General features: G+C 64.1%; 15 protein-coding genes and 1 tRNA gene. 7 read left to right on the top strand and 9 right to left on the bottom strand.

All coding sequences use genetic code 11. The features are described from left to right. From ACP146_RS21710 to murI, 5 genes are all read left to right on the top strand, one after another. On the top strand, positions 1-1,179 hold the full coding sequence (locus ACP146_RS21710) for an aspartate aminotransferase family protein (RefSeq protein ID WP_422368842.1): 1,179 nt from the start codon (positions 1-3) through the stop codon (positions 1,177-1,179). A gap of 1 nt (position 1,180) precedes the next feature. Then, a complete protein-coding gene (argF, locus tag ACP146_RS21705) occupies positions 1,181-2,107 on the top strand; it encodes an ornithine carbamoyltransferase (RefSeq protein ID WP_422368841.1) in 927 nt (308 codons plus the stop codon). Then, positions 2,092-3,030 (top strand): Hsp33 family molecular chaperone HslO, encoded by a 939-nt coding sequence (locus ACP146_RS21700; protein ID WP_422368840.1) that lies wholly within the window; start codon positions 2,092-2,094, stop codon positions 3,028-3,030. Before argF ends, ACP146_RS21700 begins: the two co-directional genes overlap by 16 nt. Before the next feature lie 101 nt (positions 3,031-3,131). Next, the gene (locus ACP146_RS21695; RefSeq protein ID WP_422368839.1) at positions 3,132-3,722 is read left to right on the top strand and encodes a hypothetical protein; all 591 of its coding nucleotides are present in this window, start codon (positions 3,132-3,134) and stop codon (positions 3,720-3,722) included. 195 nt (positions 3,723-3,917) lie between these two features. Then, positions 3,918-4,784: a glutamate racemase gene (gene murI / locus ACP146_RS21690; protein WP_422368838.1), complete on the top strand. Its 867-nt coding sequence runs from the start codon at positions 3,918-3,920 to the stop codon at positions 4,782-4,784. Positions 4,785-4,796: 12 nt separating this feature from the next. On the opposite strand, the gene argE is transcribed toward murI, so the two are convergent. The 9 genes from argE to ACP146_RS21645 form a co-directional block, all read right to left on the bottom strand. Next, positions 4,797-5,954 (bottom strand): acetylornithine deacetylase, encoded by a 1,158-nt coding sequence (gene argE, locus ACP146_RS21685; RefSeq protein ID WP_422368837.1) that lies wholly within the window; start codon positions 5,952-5,954, stop codon positions 4,797-4,799. Between the two features lie 10 nt (positions 5,955-5,964). Then, complete coding sequence (locus ACP146_RS21680; protein ID WP_422368836.1) at positions 5,965-7,410, bottom strand: TrkH family potassium uptake protein; 1,446 nt, start codon at positions 7,408-7,410, stop codon at positions 5,965-5,967. Positions 7,411-7,602: 192 nt separating this feature from the next. After that, entirely contained in the window at positions 7,603-7,995 is a 393-nt protein-coding gene (apaG, locus tag ACP146_RS21675) for a Co2+/Mg2+ efflux protein ApaG (protein ID WP_422368834.1), read from the bottom strand. Positions 7,996-8,168: 173 nt separating this feature from the next. After that, positions 8,169-9,035: an OmpA family protein gene (locus ACP146_RS21670; RefSeq protein WP_422368833.1), complete on the bottom strand. Its 867-nt coding sequence runs from the start codon at positions 9,033-9,035 to the stop codon at positions 8,169-8,171. Positions 9,036-9,269: 234 nt separating this feature from the next. Continuing rightward, complete coding sequence (locus ACP146_RS21665) at positions 9,270-9,992, bottom strand: ATP-binding cassette domain-containing protein (RefSeq protein ID WP_422368832.1); 723 nt, start codon at positions 9,990-9,992, stop codon at positions 9,270-9,272. Continuing rightward, positions 9,989-11,686 (bottom strand): ABC transporter permease, encoded by a 1,698-nt coding sequence (locus ACP146_RS21660; protein ID WP_422368831.1) that lies wholly within the window; start codon positions 11,684-11,686, stop codon positions 9,989-9,991. Before ACP146_RS21660 ends, ACP146_RS21665 begins: the two co-directional genes overlap by 4 nt. A 196-nt stretch (positions 11,687-11,882) precedes the next feature. Then, complete coding sequence (locus ACP146_RS21655; protein ID WP_422368830.1) at positions 11,883-13,124, bottom strand: ABC transporter substrate-binding protein; 1,242 nt, start codon at positions 13,122-13,124, stop codon at positions 11,883-11,885. A 268-nt stretch (positions 13,125-13,392) separates the two neighbouring features. After that, on the bottom strand, positions 13,393-13,959 hold the full coding sequence (locus ACP146_RS21650; RefSeq protein WP_422368829.1) for a c-type cytochrome: 567 nt from the start codon (positions 13,957-13,959) through the stop codon (positions 13,393-13,395). 119 nt (positions 13,960-14,078) lie between these two features. Beyond that, positions 14,079-15,068: a 2OG-Fe(II) oxygenase gene (locus ACP146_RS21645; protein WP_422368828.1), complete on the bottom strand. Its 990-nt coding sequence runs from the start codon at positions 15,066-15,068 to the stop codon at positions 14,079-14,081. A 156-nt stretch (positions 15,069-15,224) separates the two neighbouring features. On the opposite strand from ACP146_RS21645, the gene ACP146_RS21640 reads away from it, so the two are divergent. Together ACP146_RS21640 and ACP146_RS21635 are read left to right on the top strand one after the other, a co-directional pair. Further along, a tRNA-Gly gene (locus ACP146_RS21640) sits at positions 15,225-15,298 on the top strand. A 477-nt stretch (positions 15,299-15,775) separates the two neighbouring features. Beyond that, complete coding sequence (locus tag ACP146_RS21635; RefSeq protein ID WP_422368827.1) at positions 15,776-17,752, top strand: N-6 DNA methylase; 1,977 nt, start codon at positions 15,776-15,778, stop codon at positions 17,750-17,752. Positions 17,753-17,821 lie beyond the last annotated feature (69 nt).

Genomic DNA, 17,821 nt, shown 5'->3' with positions numbered 1-17,821 from the left:
GTGAGTGACGCTTTGATGCCGACCTATGCGCGCGCCGACCTCGCTTTCGAGCGCGGCGAAGGCCCCTATCTCTATACGGCGGACGGGCGACGATATCTGGACTTTGCCTCCGGCATTGCGGTGAACGCCCTGGGCCACAGCCACCCGCATCTGGTCGAGGTGCTGCAGGAACAGGCTGCCAAGCTTTGGCACGTCTCCAACCTCTACACCATTCCCGACGGTGCCCGGCTGGCCGAGCGTATCGCCGCCAGCAGCTTTGCCGACCGGGTGTTCTTCTGCAACTCCGGCGCCGAGGCGGTGGAGGGCGCCCTGAAGCTCGCCCGCCGCTATCACTTCGCCGCCGGTCATCCGGAAAAGACGCGGGTGATCTCCTGCACCGGCGCCTTTCACGGCCGCACCCTGACGACCCTCTCGGCGGCCGGGAACCCCAAGTACCTCGATGGTTTCGGGCCGGTCAGCGAGGGCTTCGACTCGGTGCCCTTCGGCAACATGAACGAACTGCGCAACGCGATCACGTCGGAGACCGCGGCGATCCTGGTCGAACCAATCCAGGGCGAGGGCGGCGTGCGCCCGGCCGATCTGGACTATCTGCGCGCCCTGCGGGCGGTCTGCGACGAATATGGCCTGCTGCTGATTTTCGACGAGATTCAGTGCGGCATGGGCCGGACCGGCAAGCTCTTCGCCCATCAGTGGGCCGATATGGCGCCGGACGTCATGGCGCTGGCCAAGGGCCTGGGCAGCGGCTTTCCGATCGGCGCCATCCTGGCGACGGACAAGGCGGCCGAGGCCATGCAGCCCGGCACCCACGGCAGCACCTTCGGCGGCAACCCGCTGGCCATGGCGGTTGCCAATGCGGTGCTCGACGTGATGCTGGAAGAAGGTTTCCTGCCGCAGGTCGACCGTATCGCCCGCCTGCTGTGGCGCGAACTGAACGATCTGGTGAAACGCTATCCCGAGGTTCTGGCCGGGGTGCGCGGGGCCGGGATGATGCTGGGTTTGCAGTGCGTGGCGCCCAATACCGAAATCATTGCGAAGCTGCGCGAAGAGGGCCTGCTGACGGTCGGCGCGGCGGAGAACGTCATTCGCCTGCTGCCGCCGCTGATCATCGACGAGACCCAGGTGAAGGAAGCGGTTCAGGCCATCGACCGGGCCTGCGCTACCTGGGCGAAGGCTGCGTGACATGACAGCGCAGACCGCAAACCGGCCCAAACACTTTCTCGATCTCGACCGGCTCGATACCGCCGAGCTGCGGGTCATGCTGGATACCGCCGGCCGCATAAAGCGCGGCGAGGCCGCCAACGGCGAGGCAGCGCCTCTGGCCGGAAAGACCCTGGCGATGATCTTCGAGAAACCCTCGACCCGCACCCGCGTTTCCTTCGAGGTGGCGGCCAACCAGTTGGGCGGCAGAGCCGTGGTGCTGGAGCCGAGCGGCACCCAGCTCGGCCGCGGCGAGACCGTTGCCGATACCGCCCGCGTGCTCTCGCGCTATGTCGATGCCATCATGATCCGCACCACCAAGGAAGAGATCCTTTTGGAGATGGCGGACTACGCGACGGTGCCGGTGATCAACGGCCTCACCGATGTGACCCATCCCTGCCAGTTGATGGCCGACGTCATGACCTTCGAGGAACATCTCGGCCGCATCGACGGCAAGGTGGTGACCTGGTGCGGCGACGGCAACAACATGGCGGCCTCGTGGATTCACGCGGCGGTGCGTTTCAACTTCGAACTGCGTCTGGCCTGTCCGGAACCCCTGCGCCCGCCGCAGCCGGTGCTCGACTGGGCGGCGGCGGAAGGCGGCAAGATCATCGTCTCCTCCGATGTCGATGCCATGGTGAAAGATGCCGACGCGGTGGTCACCGATACCTGGGTGTCGATGGGCGACGACGACGGCGAGAGCCGCCATAACCTGCTGCGCTCCTATCAGGTGGACGAGCGCGTCATGGCGCAGGCCAAGCCGCATGCGATTTTCCTGCACTGCCTGCCGGCCCATCGCGGCGACGAGGTGACGGCGGCGGTCATCGACGGTCCGCAGTCGGCGGTCTGGGACGAGGCTGAAAATCGGCTTCATGCCCAAAAGGGCATTCTCACATGGTGTCTGACCTGATGCCGGAAGGCGGCAGTCCCGGCGCACGGCTTGAAGCCGACCAGGTCCAGCCCTTCCTGCTCGAATCCTCCGACATCCGGGGGCGCCTCCTGCGCCTGGAGCAGGTCAGCAGCGAGATCCTGAGGCGCCACGACTATCCCGAACCCGTCGCCCAGTTGCTGGCGGAGATGCTGGCGCTCTGCGGCGGTCTCTCGGCGATGCTGAAGTATGAAGGGGTCTTCACGCTGCAGGCCAGCGGTGACGGCGCGATCCGCATCATGGTGGTCGACGTCACCTCCGAGGGCGCGATGCGCGGCTATGCCAGCTTCGACCAGGAAAAGCTGGACCGGGCCGTCGCGGCGGCGGACGGCGGCCGCCCGACGGTGCCGGCCCTGTTCGGCAAGGGGGCGCTGGCCTTTACCGTGGATCAGGGATCTCACAGCGACCGCTATCAGGGCATCGTCGCGTTGGACGGCGATACCCTGGCGGACTGTTTGCAGCACTACTTCATGCAGTCCGAACAGTTGCAGAGCGGCATCGTGCTGGCGGCTGGCCGGCGTGGCGGTGCCTGGGTCGCCGCCGCCCTGGTGCTGCAGCGCCTGCCGGAGGAGAGCATCGGCGATATCGATCATGAGGACGACTGGCGCCGGGCCATGGTGTTGCAGGCAAGCTGCAGCCCCGAGGAGTTGCTCGACGACAGCCTGCCGCTGAACGATCTGCTCTACCGCCTGTTCCACGAGGAGGGGGTGCGGGTCTTCGAGCCGCGCCCTCTGGTGGAGGCTTGCCGCTGCTCCGGCGAGAGGCTGGAGGCCGTACTGGCCGCCATGCCGCGGGCGGAGATTGAGGACCTGAAGCTGAACGGCGCGGTTGAAGTAACCTGTGAGTTCTGTACCAGGGTTTACCGTTTCGACGACGCCGACCTGGAACGCATCTACGCGTCTTGATCAGGCGCCCGCCTTGACAAGTCCCTCGCCTTGATCCTGCCCAATTCCCTCACTATCCCTGTCCCCTGCCTTCGAAAGAGAGAGTTTAAGGAGTCTGCGGCATGTTGGCCTATGTGAGGCGTCTGCCTTTTTCGGTATTCCTGTTCGGCCTGGTGGCGGCTTGTGCTTTGGATGATCCGCAAAACCGCTTTGCCGAGATCACTTATGCCCACAAGCCGGAAATCCGGCTCGATGTCGGCGAGGTTCGCGTCGAACAGGCTTATCTGGCGCCGGGGAAGGATCCCAATGTCGAACACCGCTTTCCCGTAAGGCCCAACGATGCCGCCGTGCGTTGGGCGCAGGACCGGCTGGAGGCCGAGGGCGATCGCCTGGTGTTCCGCTACATCGTGCGTGAGGCTTCCGCGGTCGAGACGGCGCTGGCGACCGAAAGCGGCGTCACCGGATTGCTGACCACGGACCAGTCGGAGCGCTATGAGACAAGGATCGTCATCGACATGGAGGTTCTCGACGGCCGCCAGGTTCAGGGCACGGCGCGGGCCGAGGCGCGCCGCTCTGTCACCGTGCCGGAAGATATTAGCCTGAGAGAACGCGAGGCGGTCTGGTACAAGTTGACGGAGGACGTCATGAAGGACCTCGACAGCCAGCTTGAGGAAACCATCCGCAGTGCCTTCTTTCCTTACATCGTGCTCTAGCAGCCTGCTGAAAGGGTCGCGTGATTGGGGCAGACATGCTTCGAGACAGCGCTGCGCGCCTCCTCAGCATGAGGTCAACTCTTTGAAGTCGGGCCCAAACCTCATCCTGAGGAAGCCCCGTAGGGGGCTGTCCCGAAGGATGGCTGAGGGCTCCATCCTCCTTTTTCAGCAGGCCGCTGGAATGGATTTATCAGAATGATCGGGGTTTTCGATTCCGGTCACGGCGGGCTGACGGTGCTGCGCCAGTTGACGGCGCGCATGCCGCAGGAACACTTCGTCTATTTCGGCGATCACGCCTTTGCGCCCTATGGCCGGCGCGATCCGGAAGAAGTCTACCGCCTGACGCTGGAGGCGGTGGAGCGGCTGTTCCAGCACGGCTGCCGCTTGGTGCTGCTGGCCTGCAACACCGCTTCGGCCGTCGCCCTTCGGCGGATGCAGCAGGACTGGCTGCCGCAGAACGCGCCCAATCACCGGGTGCTCGGCGTCTTCGTGCCGATGGTTGAGGCTTTGACGGCGGTTTCCTGGCGCGACGGCCTGCCGGTGCCCGGCCAAACGCAACCGGACGGACTGGTCGCCATCTTCGCCACCGAACGCACGGTGCTTTCCGGTGCCTATCCCTTGGAGATTTCTCTGCGCGCACCGCAGTTGCGGGTGGTCTCCCAGGCCTGCAAAAACCTCGTGGCGGCGATCGAAGGACAGGCCGCAGCGGACGAACTGCAGAGCATGGTTTCCGGTTATGTCGGCGAACTGATGGCGGCGAGCGGCGGCGAGAAACCGGACTCCGCCGTGCTGGGCTGTACCCACTATCCGCTGGTGGCCGATTGCTTTGCCGCTGCCCTGCCGGAAGAAACCCGCCTGCTCGACCAGCCCCTGATCGTGGCGGACAGCCTGGCGGATTATCTGCGCCGCCATAAGCGCTTTGCCGCAGCGCAGAACGCTGCCGGCGGTGTCCGTTTCCTGACATCAGGCGATCCCGAACGGGTGTCGACCTTCGCCAGCCGCTTCTTCGGCGCGGCGGTCACATTCCACAGCGTTGCGGAACTGGATCTGCTTCAGAAGTAGTGCTTGAGACCTTCAGGCGGCCGCCCAGTCGCGGAGCTTCAGCAGGAAGGTCTCGCAGGCCGCCACCTGCGAAAGGTCGATGTACTCGTTGGCCTGATGAGCCTGGTCGATGGAGCCGGGCCCGAAGACGATGGTCGACAGACCGGCGGCCTGGAACAAACCACCCTCGGTGCCGAAGGAAACCACCCTGCTGTCATTGGCCCCGGTGAGGCGGCGCACCAGGCTCTCCGCCGCACCCTCGTCTTCCGGCGCGAGCGGAAGGACTGTTGCGGGGCGCAGGGTTTCGATCTCCGCATGGGGCGCGAATTCGCGCAACTTCGGCAGGACGTCTTCCTGAGTGAAGCGTTCAATCTCGGCAATGATGGCTGCGGTGTCTTCGCCGGGCAGGGGGCGGAATTCCCAGGTGAAACGGCAATCCTGGGCGACGATGTTGATGGCCTTGCCGCCGTTGATTTCCCCGAGGTTGAAGGTGGTGTAGGGCGGGTCGAAGGGGTTGTTCAGGTCGGCGGCGCTGCGCTTTGCCTCTGCCAGTTCGGCGATGTGGGCGATGATTCTGCCGGCGGCCATAATGGCGTTGGCGCCCAGTTGCGGCAGGCTGGAATGGGCGGCCTGACCCTTGATCCGGGTCTCGAAGAGAAAGCAGCCCTTGTGCCCGTTGACGATCTGCATGGAGGTCGGCTCGCCCACAATCACCAGCGCCGGCTCCGGCAGGCTGTGAGTCAGATCGTTGATCAGGCCGGGAACGCCTGTACAGCCGACTTCCTCGTCATAGGAGAAGGCAAGGTGGATCGGCCGCGCCAGGGGCTTGGCGGTGAACTCCGGCACCAGCCCCAGGGCAATGGCGAGAAAGCTTTTCATGTCCGCCGTGCCGCGGCCGTAAAGCCGTCCGTCCTTTTCGACCAGGGTGAAGGGATCGCTGTCCCAGGGCTGGTCGTCGATCGGCACCACATCGCTGTGTCCTGAAAGCACCACGCCGCCGGGCAGGTCGGGGCCCAGGCTGGCCAGCAGGTTGGCCTTTGTGCCTTCGGGATTGGTGCTGCGCTGACAGCGCGCGCCGTGGCTTTCCAGATAGTTCTGCGCGAAGTCGATCAGCGCCAGGTTCGACTTGGCCGATACCGTGTCGAAGCCGACAAGCTTCTCGATCATGTCGCGGGAGGTGGGTCGTATCATGTTTTTTTCCTCAACCACGCCAGAATGCGGGGGCCAGCAGGATCAGCACGGTGAAGAGTTCGAGACGCCCCAGCAGCATGCCGACCGAAAGCAGCAGCTTGGCGCTGTCCGGCAGGCTGGCGTAGTTCCCGGCCGGTCCGATCACGTCGCCCAGGCCCGGGCCGACATTGGCGATGGCTGAGGCGGCGCCGGAAATGGCAGTGACGAAGTCCAGGCCGGTCATGCCCAGGCCCATGGCGAGAAAGGCAAAGCAGATGACGAAGAGGAAGAAGAACGACATCACCGAAGACGCGACGGCTTCGGGGATCGGCTTCTTGTTGTAATAGGGAAAGAACACGCCGTTGGGCTGCATCAGGCGGTGGAGCTGTGCCCGGGCGGTGGAATAAAGCACCTGCAGACGGAAGATCTTGACGCCGCAGGTGGTCGAGCCGGCACAGCCGCCGACGAACATCAGAATGAACATGACCGAAACCGCAAAGCTGCCCCAGGCGTTGTAGTCGGCGGTGGAAAAGCCGCTGCCGGTCATTACCGAGATGACGTTGAAGGTGGCATAGCGCAGGGCGTCGAAGAAACCCAGAGCCGAGCCGGAGGCGAGCCAGAGTGTGATGAGAACGATGGTAATGCCCAGGATGGTCAGAAACCAGCGCACCTGGGCGTCGGCGAAGACCGGCCGCAAGTCGCCGCGGATGACCCGCAGGTAAAGCACGAAGGGGATCGAGCCCAGCACCATGACGAAGCTCATGGTCCAATCGACGGCGGGATTGGCGAAGTGGGCGACCGACGCGTCGTAGGTGGAGAACCCGCCGGTGGCGATAGAGGTCATGGCATGGGCGACAGCATCGAAGGTGTTCATGCCGACGGACCAAAAAAGAATCGCCGCCACGGCGGTCAGAAAGACGTAGATGATCGATATGCCGCCGGCGATCTGCGCGGCGCGCGGCAGCACCTTGTCGGTTTCAAAGGCTTCGACGCGGAACATCTGCATGCCGCCGACCTGCAGTACCGGCAGGATGGCGACGGCCATGACGATGATGCCGACGCCGCCGAGCCATTGCAGGATCGACCGCCACAACAAGATGCCCGGCGGGGCGAAATCCAGGCCGACGATCACCGTGGCGCCGGTGGTGGTGACGCCGGACATGGATTCGAAGAAGGCGTCGGTGAAGCTCAGCTCCAGCTCTGAAAAGGTGAAAGGCAGGGCGCCGAAGATGGCGATGACCAGCCAGGCGAGGTTGGTCATCACAAAGGCCTGGCGCAGGGAGAAGTTGCCCAGCTTCGCCCGCGTCGTCAGCATCATCGACACCCCGGTGAAAAGGGTGACCGCCGAGGCCTTGGAGAAGACCAGCCAGTCGGGATGGCCGACCGCGGCGTCGACCACCGCCGGAATGATCATGGCGATGGCCAGGACGGTGATCAGAATACCGATGACGAAGATGACCGGGCGCAGTTCGATCACGGTTGCGGCGCTCTAGCTGACAGGATTGCCGACCAGGGCAAGGAACGCGCGCCGGGTCGAGGCATTGCTGCGGAACGGGCCCTGCTGCCGGCTCGGCCGTCCGCGAGCGGCAAGCGGCTGAATGTTGTGGCTGTCGCTCACGCGGCGTTCTTCCCCCAAGGTTCCCGGCCAAACGGCTCAGCCTGACAGGCGCTAGTTGAGTTGCACGGGCTGATGCGGGCTGTCCAGCGAAAAGGCCGGGATCTCGACGTCGAAGCGCCGCCCGTCGGCGCACTCCATCTCGTAGGTTCCGACCATGATTCCAGACGGTGTGGTGAGGGGGGTGCCGCTGGTGTATTCAAAGCTTTCGCCGGGTTCCAGGGTCGGCTGCTCGCCGACCACACCGGCACCTTGAACCTCTTGCACGCGGCCCATGGAATCGGTGATCCGCCAATAGCGATTCAGCAACTGCACGGTCTCACGGCCGCTGTTTTCAATGGTCACCTGATAGGCCCAGACATAGTGTCCCTCGGTGGGCGAGGACTGGTCGTCCAGGTAGATCGGCTTCACCGTCACGTTGATGGACTGGGTGGTGGCGCTGTACATGATCTTGAGGGTTCCTTTTCGGCCGGCGGCCCGCAGCGAGGCTTTTAGTCCGAAGCCTCTCGGCTGCCGCCCGACGATATCTGATCGACCGCAGTTTACGCCCTCAGGGACCGACAAGAAAGGGCCGGAGCCGCTGATCTGCGACTCCGGCCCAAAAACATAATAAGTTGTTGTTATTGAGGAATTATTTCCACTCGTCGGTTGGCCTGCTCGCGCACCCCGTCGGCGGTTGGAACCGCCGGTTCGGCTTCGCCGCGACCGGCGACGAAGAGCCCGTCCGGATCGGCCCCGCCGCTGCTCAGGGCGTCACGCACGGCGTTGGCGCGGCGCAGAGAGAGTTCCAGGTTGTAGTCTTCGGAACCGGCGCGGTCGGCATGGCCGGTTACCGAGAACTCGGTGAAGCCGCCGGAACCTGAGACCGCCAGAGCCTCGTCGATCACCGCGTCGGCGTCGGGGGAGAGGCTGGCGCTGTCGAAGTCGAAGAAGACCACAAAGGCCTGCGGCCGCGCCGGCGGCGGTGGGGCCGGGGTGGGGGCAGGCGGCGGCGGTGCGGCAGCCATCATGCCTTCGAGGCGTTCGATGGCGGCATAGAATTCCTCGCGGCAGCGCGCGATGTGGTCCAACTGGTGTCCTTCTTCCTGCTGTTCGATCCAACAGTCGAAGCGCGTTTGGGCGATGGCGGCATCTTCCGGCGCCTTGGTTCTGGCGCTGGCATCCAGCAGCTCGACCAGGCGGGCACGGGCGGTGGTGAATTCATCGACCATGGATTCCGGTAGATGCCAGTCGCTGACGACTTCCGGCTGTACCTCGCTGCCTTCGGCGGCGAGAAGGCCTTTGCGGGCATAGAGGTCGGCGGAGACCCAGTCGACCATTTCGTCGGCTTCGAAGACCGTGAGGTCTCTGTATTCGTCGGTCAGCGCTTGGGTGAAGGGGGTGCCGCTGCCTTGAGCACCCCGCATCTCGTCGACGTTATAACCGGCAACGCAGCCGCTGAGCGCAACGGCCGCTGTCAGTGAGATCAGTATCTTCGGTAGCATCATTTCCGAAAGTCTCCCGTTTTTTGCAAAGCCGCCCCCGCAGGTCAGTCTGGCAAGCTGAACGGTTCCCAGTTGTGCTTTGTGTAGGATTTTCGTGTTTTGATGGGCCTGAAATCGAGAGCGGGTATGGCGATGACCGCACCTAGAGGGGCGCGTTAAAGGTAAGACGGAGAATCTGAGAAACTATTCCGTTTGCCCAACAGAGACCCAGGGTCCGACGCCCGTCGCGCCAGCCGCTTAGGGACGTTGCGGGCTGCGCTGGTTTGCCGCGACCTGTTTGCCGCCAAGCAGACGCCCGGCGGCGTCGATTTCGATGACCGGACCGCCGGCGTCGGCGGCATCCTGGGGATCGTGGGTCACCAGCAGGGTCGGCAGTTCCTGGGCGCGGGCATGATCGAAGACGAAGCTGCGGAACCTGGCCCTGAGGGCGACGTCCAGCTTGGCAAAGGGTTCGTCGAGCAGCAGAGCGCAAGGCTCTGACAGCAAAGTACGCAACAGGGCGACCCGCGCCCGCTGTCCGCCCGACAGGGTGGCCGGGTCGCGGTCATAGAATTCCGCCATGTCGGCTTCGGCCAGGGCTTCCTCGATGCGCGCGCGCCGGGCCTTGCGGTCGCGCATTGCCGGCGGCAGGCCGAAAGCCAGGTTGCCCGCCACCGAGAGATGGGGGAACAGCAGGTCGTCCTGGAACAGGATGCCGACCCGCCGCTGCTCCGGCGGGCGGGCGCCGATGTCGGCGCCGTTCAGCAGAATGCGGCCGGCCCCGCTGAGTGCCGGGTCCAGGGTGCCGCAGACGAAGGCCAGCAGGCTCGATTTGCCGCAGCCGCTGGGTCCCATCACGGTGACCACCTCGCCGGGCGCGACATCCAGGCTGAGGGGACCGAGGAAGCGCCGGCCGCCGTGGCTCAGCGCCACTTGGCGCAGGGCGAGACCGTAGTCCCTGGTGACGGAGACCACGGTCATGCGCGTTGTTCCCGCAACGCGCGGCTGCGCGCCAGGGGCTTGGGAAGCGCCAGGGCGGCGGCGAAGGCGGCAAGCGGCAGGGCTGCCTGCAGGAAGGCGAAGACACCCATGACGCGGCGGTCTCCTCCGGCGGAAAGGCTGACGGCCTCGGTCGTCAAGGTGACGAAGCGGCCGGCCCCGGCAAACAGGGTCGGCAGGTATTGTGTCACGCTGACGGCGAAACCGACAGCGGTGGCGAAGAGGATCGGACGCAGCAGCATGGGCAGCTTCACGCGCCAGAAGATACGGTTCGGGCTGGCCCCCAGGCAGAGCGCCGTGCGGCTGTAGCGTTCGTCGAGGGCGCGGTAGGGGTCGGCGAGGGAAAGAAAGACATAGGGCAGCACGAAGAGGAGATGGCTCCAGACCAGGGCAATCCAGGTCCCATCTATGCCGATCTGGATGGAAAGCACCTGGCTGCCGAAGAGGAAAGCGACCTGGGGCACCAGCAGCGGCGCATAAAGCAGCCAGAGGGCCCTGGTAGAGATCGACAGGCCGCGGCGCTGTTCGTTTTCCAGACAGCCGAGCACCAGGGCGAGGGCGATAAAGGCGGCGGCGAGGCCGCTGATCAGGGTGGTGCCGGTGGTCCAGATCAGATCGTGGCCCTGGCGTGCCCAGACATCGGTGGTCAGGGCCGAAGGCAGGGCGTCGGGATAGCGCCAGCGCCGCGTCACGGACCAGATCGCCATGGCCAGCAGCCCGGCGGCGGCCAAGGCCACCAAAACCTGGATCACGGCGGTGACCAGGACCCGCAGGACCCGCCCCTTGCCGCCGCGCCGGCCCCCGGCGATCCAGATGCGGCCGAGCCGGGCGGCAAGGACTTCGGCGCAGCGCCAGAGGCCGATGGCGCCGACCACCACCAGCAACTGCAGCACGGCGCCGGCGGCGGCGACGAAACGCATGGTGAGATCGGGATCGTTGAACCAGCGGAAGACCTGCACCGCCAGCGGCGGCGGCGAAAGCGGTGCCAGGATCAGGGCCATGTCGACCACCGACAGGGAATAGGCAAGCACGGCGTAAATCGGCAGACGGATCTGGCGGTAGATCGCCGGCAGCACGGTCTTCAGCCAGGCCATGACCGGTCCGTAGCCGAGGGACCGCGCGATGGCGAGGCGCTCGTCCGCGCGGCTGTGCTCCAGCGCCGCCAGGGTCATCAGCAACAGGAACGGCAGTTCCTTCATGATCAGACCCAGGGTCAGCGCCAGGGCGTTGGGGTCCTGCAGCGTTGCGACGTCCGGTGGCAGGTCCCAGCCGGTCGCCCAGGGGGAAGCCAGCCGCACCAGCCAGCCGCTGGGGGCGATGAGGAAGGCGAGCCCCAGGGCCATGGCGGCATGGGGCACCGCCAGCAGCGGCGCCATCAGGCCGCGGACCGCGAGGACGAAGCGGCTGCCGTGACAGGCGGCAAGGAAAAACATCGTGAGCGCGAAGGAAACCAGCGTTGCCAGCAGGCCGGAGACGAGGGTAAGCCGCAGCGACTCGCCGAGGCCCGGATGGTCGAACAGCATCACCCAGGGGGTCAGCCCAAAGCCCTCGCCGCCCAGCGCCGGGAAGTACCCGAAGGCGGGCAGCCAGGTGCCGATCAGCCCGGCAGCGACCGGCGCCAGGAACAGCAGCAGCGTCAGACCCGGCAGATAGCCCAGCAGATCGCGGCGGTTCATGGGGTCGGCTTCATGTTGCAGACGGCGGTTTCACCCTCACCCCGGCCCTCTCCCGTCAAGGGAGAGGGGGCAGTAAGGGAGTCAGGGAGCACGCCAGTGGGACTCCTTCTCCCCTTGTGGGAGAGGGTCGGGGTGAGGGGTATCCTGCAACCCATAAAGCCGTTCGCCGCCTTGGCCTGCGACTTGCCGACAGCGCCTAGCGGGCGTAGCGGCGCTGCCACTCGGCTTCGATGCGCACCATCCAGGAGGGATGGGGCTCCAGCAGCGTCGGGCCCAGGTCCTCGGGCGCCAGGGTGGCGACGCCGATCGGCAGGTCTTCGAAAAGCTTGCGCCCGGCATCGTCCAGCTTGGCCATGGCCAGCACCGTGTCGTCGCCCCAGATCTCCGGGTTCTGCTTACGGGCCTGGGCCTCGGCCCCCATCAGGAAGTTGGCCACCACCATGGCGCCCTCGGCGGCGCTGGCATTGAAGGGCACGGCGACGAAGTGGGTGTTGCCGATGGTGCCGCCGTCCAGCACGAAGGTGCGGGCGGTTTCCGGCAGCAGGCCGTTGGCGATCGCCGAGGAGGCCTCGGAGGGATAGAAGGAAATGGCGATGTCCAGCTCGCCGTCGTCCAGCAACTGGCGCTGGGCCGGGCCGCTGGCCGGGAAGACCTCGCCGCCGCGCCAGAGATGGGGATGCAGCGCATCGAGGAATTCCCAGAGCGGGTGGGCGACCTGCTCGACCTGGGAATCGCTTTCCACCGGCTGCTGCAGAAAGGCCGGATCGGGCGCCAGTTCGATCAGCACCTGCTTCAGGAAGGTGGTGCCGAAAAAGTCCGGCGGCGTCGGATAGCTGAAGCGCCCCGGATTGGCCTTGGCCCAGTCGAGCAGGGCGGGGATCGAGCCCGGGGTTTCGCCGACCCTTGCGGAATCATAGATGAAGTTCAGCTTGGCCATGCCCCAGGGCGCCTCCAGGCCGTCGGTCGGGACGGTGAAGTCGACCAGGGTGGAGGGCTTGTCCTCGAAATCAACGAGCTGGAAGTTCGGCAGCGCCTGGGTGAAGGGGCCGTAGAGCAGGTCGTTTTCCTTCATGGTGGCGAAGTTCTCGCCGTTCACCCAGATCAGGTCGATGGAGCCGCCTTCGGTCTTGTCGGCGGCGCGCTCGGCCAGCACCCGCGACACGGCATCGGCGGTGTCGGCCAGCTTCACATGGCGGACCATGATCCCGTAGTCGTCCCAGACCCGCTCGCCGACCCAGGCGATATAGGCGTTGATGCGCTCGTCGCCGCCCCAGGCGTTCCAATAGACCGTCTGGCCCTTGGCGGCATCGGTGATTTCGCTCCAGGGCCGCTCCTCGGCGGCTTGGGCGTCCTGGGCGGCGCCCAGCCCCAAGGCGCCGGTTGCAAAGGCGGTCAGGCAGGCGGCCAGCAGAGGCAGAAGCGCGATACGGCGGCGCATGGTTGTCGTCTCCCGGTTCTCGACAGGTAAAAGCATCCGATACGGCTGATAAAGGGCCGTTCGGCTGCCCCCGCTATGGACCTCGGGCCGGGTCAAAGACCGCAAACTCCAGCCCATTAGCTTAGAAGGGGCAGCCTACAGGGGCGCCCCGGCCCTGTCATCCGTCAGGGGTTCTTGATCACAGGGCTTTTATTGGATGACGCCATTCCGTGAAGGGTTACGCCCGGCCGGTGCCCGGTCGCTGTCAGGGCCAGGGGCCGTGCCGTCGTCAGCCGCCGTTTTCATCCGGAAAGCCGGCGCGCATGTAGGTGACGATGCGCCAGATGTCGGCTTCGCGCAGGCGGTCCCGGTAGGCGGGCATGGCGGTGTCGAAGGGCTCGCCGCCCTCGGCGACCGACCACAACAGGTATTCGTCGATGGCGCCCTGCTTGTCCATCAGGCTCGCCAGCAGCGCCGGCGAGGGCAGCAGGTCGAGCCCGGCGTCGCCGTTGCCGCGGCCGTCCTGCCCGTGGCAGCCGGCGCAGTTGGCGCCGTAGAGACGCGCGCCCTCTTCGATGGTGCCCAGGGTGTTTGGAAAGGGGTTGCGGCGGCTGCGGTATTCCAGCGGCACGCCGGCCTGGATGAATTCCAGGTGGCGCCGGGCGCGCGCTTCCAAGGGTGGCGGACTTTGCTGCAGGTCCCAGGCCGGCAGTTCCTCGATCTCCACCGCCCAGGGGTCCAGGCCCGGGCGCGGCTGCAGGGCATCGCTGCCGCTTTGCGCCGCGGCAACGAGAGGTGCGGCGAGCAGGGCCAGCAGGATGTAGAGGGTGATGCCTTTGGATGAAGAAGCAGACATGGCCGGGCTTTCCTCGAAGCATTGCAGTCGGTCCATGTTTGTCTTTGCGGCAATACATCTCCATGACCCAAGTCAAAGTGTGCGGATCGAGAGCGCGTGGTTTCTTAAGTGCGCCGACTTTATTGCGCGTCGTGGAAGATGATGCCGGCGGTGAAGCGCCGGCCGGCGCGGATGCGGCTGACGCCGTGGCGCAGCTTCACCCGGTGAAAGCCCTTGGCACCCTGGCGCGGCCGTTCGTTGACGGCGAAGAGCGCCGCTTCGCCCCGGCGCAGGGGCACCACCTCGGCGCGGGACTGCATGCGCGGGCGCTGTTCGGTGAGCACGAACTCGCCGCCCTCGAAATCCCCGCCTCTGGATTTTGGGCCGGGTTCGCTGAGCAGGATCACCATCTGCAGCGGCAGCACCTCGGGGCCGTAGAGATCCTGATGCAGGCAGTTGTAGTCGCCGGGGCCGTAGCGCAGCAGCAGCGGCGTCGGCCGCCGCTGCCCGGCGGCGTGGCACTGCTGCAGGTAGGCCTTATGATTGTCGGGGAAAGCGGTGTCCTGTCCCAGCATCCGGCGCCAGCGGTTGGCGGTGCGCGCCGCCTCGGGATAGACGGCGCTGCGCAGCTCGCCGATCAGGTCCGGCAGGGGATAGTCGAAGTATTTGTACTCGCCGCTGCCAAAGCCGTGGCGCTGCATGACCACGCGGCTGCGGAACGGCTGGTCCCGGCCATAGAGCGCCGCCAGATCCGAGCATTCGACCGGCGACAGCAGCGGGCCGAGTTGCCCGACACCATACTCGTCCAGTTCCGCGTCGATGCGCCGCCAGTCCAGTGCCGCTATGCGTTTCTTCACGTCGTTCCTCGCTTTGTCCGCTACCACGACGCCATCGGGCCGGCAGCGCTTACAGGTGCGAAAGCCCGCCGCCTCCGCCGCCGCGTTGTCCAGGAAGAAGCGGACGTTCTCGCGTTTCGCCGGGCCGGAGGGGCAGCTCGGCCGGCAGTAGATGCCGGTGGTCTTCACGGCATAGACGAAACGCCCGTCCATGGCATGATCGCGCCGCAGCACGGCGGCCCAGCGGGCTTCATCCAAAGAGTCCTCGACGTTCAGAATGCCGCTGTCGGCCATGGCATTGCTCCTCCTTGCAGGCCCTCTTGATAGCCTGGGGAGCAACCGCCGTTACATCCGATTCTTGCGCTTTATGATGGCTTGCCTTGGCGGCCTGGAAATCCTAACTTTCCCTCTGCAAACAGGCTTCTCTTCAGACCTGTTTTCGGCCCCCGGGCGGGTATGATGTAATGGTAGCCTGTCAGCTTCCCAAGCTGAACGCGCGAGTTCGATTCTCGCTACCCGCTCCAACTCTCCGAGGCTCCCTGTCGGGGGCCTTTTTCGTGTTCAGGGTTCCCGGATCGACGGGAACAGCACCTCGGTCATGATGCGTACCGAGAGACGCCCGTGTGAACTCGCGGCCGACCACGCTACTGACATGGCGAAGGGGCGGCTCGATGGCCGCCTCTTTTTGCTCTTCGTGGTGTAGCGGCCGTGAGGTTTCACAGGTAATTCAGATGTTTGATCATTTTCCTAGTGCTATGGGAGTCACAATGTTACAAGAATCGCAACAGTGATGAGGATTGCCCGATGGCTCGTACCGCCAAAAGGTCAAAGCGGTCAGGTGGGCCGCGCATGGTACATGTGAGGTTGGAGCCTGACCTTCACCGAAAGCTCAGGATCGTTGTCGCTGCTGAGGATACGTCGGTGCAAACCTGGGTGGCCCAGTTGGTTCAGAAGGCCGTGACAGAGCAATGGCCCAAGGTCACCGAAGAGGGAGAGTGATCATGGCCACCCAACCTGCGGAAGCAAAGAAGACAGCGGACCGGCCTATTGCCGTCATTGTCCAACAGGGCAAGATCCTCGATTACATCGACGGGATTACTCAGCGGAAAGAAACCCCCGAAGAATATGTTCGCCAAGAGATCGCAAAATCCCTAGTTCGGGAATACGGATATGACAAAGCTGAGGTGTCGGTAGAATTCGTCCTTCGGCTTGGCTCCCGAAAGCCGCGGGCTGATCTTGTAATTTTCGATGAGAGCGATAAGCATAATCAGGACCGTGCCCGCATCATCATCGAATGCAAGTCGCAGAAGATAAAGTCATCTGACCGAAAAGAGGGGATCGGCCAACTACAAAGCTATATGGCCGCTTGCCCGAATGTTGCCTATGGCCTTTGGACGAACGGGATCGAACGCTATTGCTACCGGCGTGTCGATACTAATGGCAAAGTCGCCTTTGACGAAATCCCTGATATTCCCGGCAAAGGTCGGACGGAAGACGAAGTTGAGCGCCCGCGTTTCGACCAGTTGAAAGCGGCATCATCTGACGCGCTACTCTTCGCCTTCCGCCGCTGCCACAACTACATCGCCGGAAACCAAGGTCTTCAAAAGCCTGAGGCCTTTTGGGAACTTCTCAAGATCATCTTCTGCAAAATCCATGACGAGCGAAGCTCAGATGAGGTGGAATTCTATGCGACCTCGAAAGAGCGGCGCGGCCTGAACGGGCAAATCAAGATCAAGGCTCGCATTGCCCGACTGTTCGACGAGGTTAAGGCGGAGTACCCAACCATCTTCCGCGAGAATGAAACTGTCGAACTGAATGACGGCGTTCGCGCCTACATCGTCAGCCAGTTGCAGATGTATTCGCTGCTGGAAAGCGACATTGACGTGAAAGGGCGTGCTTACGAGGAAATCGTCGGCTCGAACTTGCGTGGCGATCGCGGGGAGTTTTTTACTCCTCGCAACATCTGCCAAATGGCTGTTGCGATGCTTGACCCGGGCGAGCGGCAAATCATCCTCGATCCTGCCTGTGGGACAGGCGGCTTTCTAATCACGGCCATGAATTACGTGATTGAGAAAATCCGGTCTGCGGAGATCAGCAAGTGGGGTGACGTTGAGCGCGCTGAAATGGCGATCCGTCAGCGCGTGCAGCGCTTTGCGGAGAACTACATCGTTGGAATGGATCTAAATCCCAACCTCGTCAAAGCATCCAAGATGAATATGGTCATGAACAATGACGGAGCCGGCGGGCTGTACCAGGCGAACTCGCTCAAGGCCCCAGCTACTTGGGAAGACTCTCTTCGTGATCGGCAGATCATGGGCCAAGTCGATTTGCTGTTCACCAATCCCCCTTTCGGCTCGAAAATTCCGATCGACGAACCGTCGACCTTGGAGGCTTATGACCTCGGGCACACTTGGTCTTATGACGCCGACGCCGACAAGTGGGCGAAGACAGACGTCGTTCAGAAGTCGCAACCACCGGAAATCCTATTCATCGAGCGGTGCGTCAAACTTCTGAAACCCGGAACGGGCCGTTGCGCCATTGTTTTGCCTGATGGCATTCTAGGCTCGCCGGGGCTTGGCTATGTGCGTGAATGGATTTTACAGAATGCGCGCGTGCTGGCCAGCATCGATCTACACTCTGATACATTTCAGCCCCATGTCAGTGTACAGACGAGCGTGCTCGTTCTCGAACGCAAGACCGATGAGCAGATTGTTGTCGAAACGGCGGCGGGTTACCTAAACGACTATGAGGTCTTTATGGCGGTAGCGAACCACATCGGCCACGATAAACGCGGCAACGTCACCTATGTCCGTGACCGCAAGGGCAACGAGATCGTCGAGGAAGTCGAGGAAACCCTCAAAGAATACGAAGACGGAAAGCCCGTCTACAGAAAGCAGCGCACGCAGCGCAAGGTCATCGACGACAACACCCTTCAAATCGCACAGGCGTTCCGGTCATGGCTCTACGAGCAAGACTAACCCCGCCGCGCAGTACAAAGACTGAATGGCCTTGGCACGAGGTTAAATCGTCGTCCCTCCGGGCGTCGT

The organism is Pelagibius sp. (genome assembly GCF_965249265.1).
Taxonomy (GTDB): Bacteria; Pseudomonadota; Alphaproteobacteria; order Kiloniellales; family Kiloniellaceae; genus Pelagibius.
The sequence above is the reverse complement of the archived record's forward strand: the minus strand, read 5'-3'. Positions and strand labels throughout refer to the sequence as shown.

Coding starts and splice junctions, on each gene's coding strand:
- argF (WP_422368841.1), top strand. CDS start 1,181: ATGACAGCGCAGACCGCAAACCGGCCCAAACACTTTCTCGATCTCGAC.
- ACP146_RS21700 (WP_422368840.1), top strand. CDS start 2,092: ATGGTGTCTGACCTGATGCCGGAAGGCGGCAGTCCCGGCGCACGGCTT.
- ACP146_RS21695 (WP_422368839.1), top strand. CDS start 3,132: ATGTTGGCCTATGTGAGGCGTCTGCCTTTTTCGGTATTCCTGTTCGGC.
- murI (WP_422368838.1), top strand. CDS start 3,918: ATGATCGGGGTTTTCGATTCCGGTCACGGCGGGCTGACGGTGCTGCGC.
- argE (WP_422368837.1), bottom strand. CDS start 5,954: ATGATACGACCCACCTCCCGCGACATGATCGAGAAGCTTGTCGGCTTC.
- apaG (WP_422368834.1), bottom strand. CDS start 7,995: ATGTACAGCGCCACCACCCAGTCCATCAACGTGACGGTGAAGCCGATC.
- ACP146_RS21670 (WP_422368833.1), bottom strand. CDS start 9,035: ATGATGCTACCGAAGATACTGATCTCACTGACAGCGGCCGTTGCGCTC.
- ACP146_RS21665 (WP_422368832.1), bottom strand. CDS start 9,992: ATGACCGTGGTCTCCGTCACCAGGGACTACGGTCTCGCCCTGCGCCAA.
- ACP146_RS21660 (WP_422368831.1), bottom strand. CDS start 11,686: ATGAACCGCCGCGATCTGCTGGGCTATCTGCCGGGTCTGACGCTGCTG.
- ACP146_RS21655 (WP_422368830.1), bottom strand. CDS start 13,124: ATGCGCCGCCGTATCGCGCTTCTGCCTCTGCTGGCCGCCTGCCTGACC.
- ACP146_RS21650 (WP_422368829.1), bottom strand. CDS start 13,959: ATGTCTGCTTCTTCATCCAAAGGCATCACCCTCTACATCCTGCTGGCC.
- ACP146_RS21645 (WP_422368828.1), bottom strand. CDS start 15,068: ATGGCCGACAGCGGCATTCTGAACGTCGAGGACTCTTTGGATGAAGCC.
- ACP146_RS21635 (WP_422368827.1), top strand. CDS start 15,776: ATGGCCACCCAACCTGCGGAAGCAAAGAAGACAGCGGACCGGCCTATT.